General features: G+C 64.0%; 1 protein-coding gene and 1 pseudogene. Both read right to left on the minus strand.

Going from position 1 to position 1,627, the window contains the following annotated elements:
• A pseudogene (locus Q4D18_RS11855) lies at positions 1 to 535 on the minus strand (hypothetical protein); the annotation flags it as partial.
• Between the two features lie 140 nt (positions 536 to 675).
• Entirely contained in the window at positions 676 to 1,413 is a 738-nt protein-coding gene (locus Q4D18_RS11860) for a DUF6318 family protein (protein ID WP_303128674.1), read from the minus strand.
• Positions 1,414 to 1,627 lie beyond the last annotated feature (214 nt).

Below are 1,627 nucleotides of genomic sequence, written 5' to 3' on the forward strand. Positions count from 1 at the left end.
GGACCTCGCCGTCCGTGTAGAAGTTCGTCTCCGCGTTGCGGACGCCGCGGCCCTCATTGTCGGAGAGGATCTGCGGCTCCGGGGCGAACAGCTCAGCGACGTCGTCGATGCTGACCTCCGGCCGGGCGTCCGCCCCGTCCGCGCCCGCATCCGGTCCGGCGCCCGACTGCGTGCACTGCCGCATGCCGTAGGTGGGCGGTTCACCGGGGGCAGCCGTGTCCGTGGTCTCGGGGACCACCCACGTGCTGTCCTCACCCGGGCAGAAGGCCTCCTCCTGATCGAGGCAGCTGTCCAGGCCGGGCTCTCCGGCGAGGCTCTCGAGACAGCCGCTGACGAGGGTGGTGCGCTTCGTGGTGGGTGACGGCGAACTATCAACACGCCCCTCTTGATCGGGGGAGCCGATTTCCTGATTCTTTTGTACAAATTCCTCAAAAGACTGGTAGCCGCAATTTAAATTTCCAGTGAGGGATTCTTCCTGGGTGGTCCAGCGGATATCGCTCCTCGCGCAATCCTTTTGACCGTTAGCGCCGTTCATGTCTTCTGCTACTGCCGGAGTGGCGGTTAATGCTGAGCTAGCGATCACTGCGGCGGTTATTTTAACGAGTGAAGAGTATAAAGTTTTATGAGGCTTGGGCTTGGATGAAAAGGACGACGCGGTGGGTGTTTTAACGTGATTCACGGCGACTTCTGCCCAGCGTACTCGGAGATGCTGATCACCCAGTGGTCTCGCTTTGCGTCGCGACTAACCGCAAATCTCCAGGGTTGCTTCTCACTACCTTTAGTAAAGGACCCGGCGGCGGGACCCCCGGATTCGGTAAACCCTTGAGCTTCGCTTTCATTGACCAGCACTGTCACGTCCATAAAGTTCTCCACCGGCGTGGCGATGGCTGAATGCACCTGAGGATTGCTGCCCGTATACCACCCGCCCTTTTCATATACGCTGGCCATTGACTTAATATAACCATTGCATAGATCGCAATTGTCCATATCCGAAATACTTTTCAGCGGCTCCGGGTCGTTCGTCTGCTGCAGGTAGTACACGGCGTCCCACCAGTGCTTCACCGCGGCCTCGGCCCCCTCCGGGGTGTCCTCCTTCACGGCCTCCGGCATCACCGGCTTCGGCACGTTCCGCGCCGGGCCCTTCTCGGACGCGGGGACGTACGTTCCGTCGTCGTCAGTGGACCGGCTCGCCGTGCCCTCGGCGGCGCTCGCGGTGGGAGTGCCCGCCTCCGAGGTGGATGCCGTGGCCGAGTCGGGCGCCACGGACGCGGAGGGCGCACTCGGGGAGGTGTCGGGGTCGGGGGAGTCGGCACCGCACGCGGTCAGGGCCAGCAGCAGTGCCGCCCCCCACGTGCTCGTGCGAGCGAGGCGGTGCCGGCGCAGGGTGCGCCGAGGGGTGGGCAGGGTCGTCATGGTCCCCTCCTGAGAAGACGTCCGGATCTGCAGGCACCTCTGACGCCGGTCCCGCGGCGCCCCGCCGAGGCGGTCGAGTGGTGCTCGTCACGCAGTCTAGGCGGGTGCGGGACCCCCGGCCCAGGGTTTCCACAGGATGGACCGGGCGCCCGACCTCCGCCTTAACGTGTCCGCCCCGCTTCCTACGTTGGGAGCATCGAGTTCGAACATGTGT

Source organism: Micrococcus sp. (assembly GCF_030523875.1).
In the GTDB taxonomy this organism is placed as follows: domain Bacteria; phylum Actinomycetota; class Actinomycetes; order Actinomycetales; family Micrococcaceae; genus Micrococcus.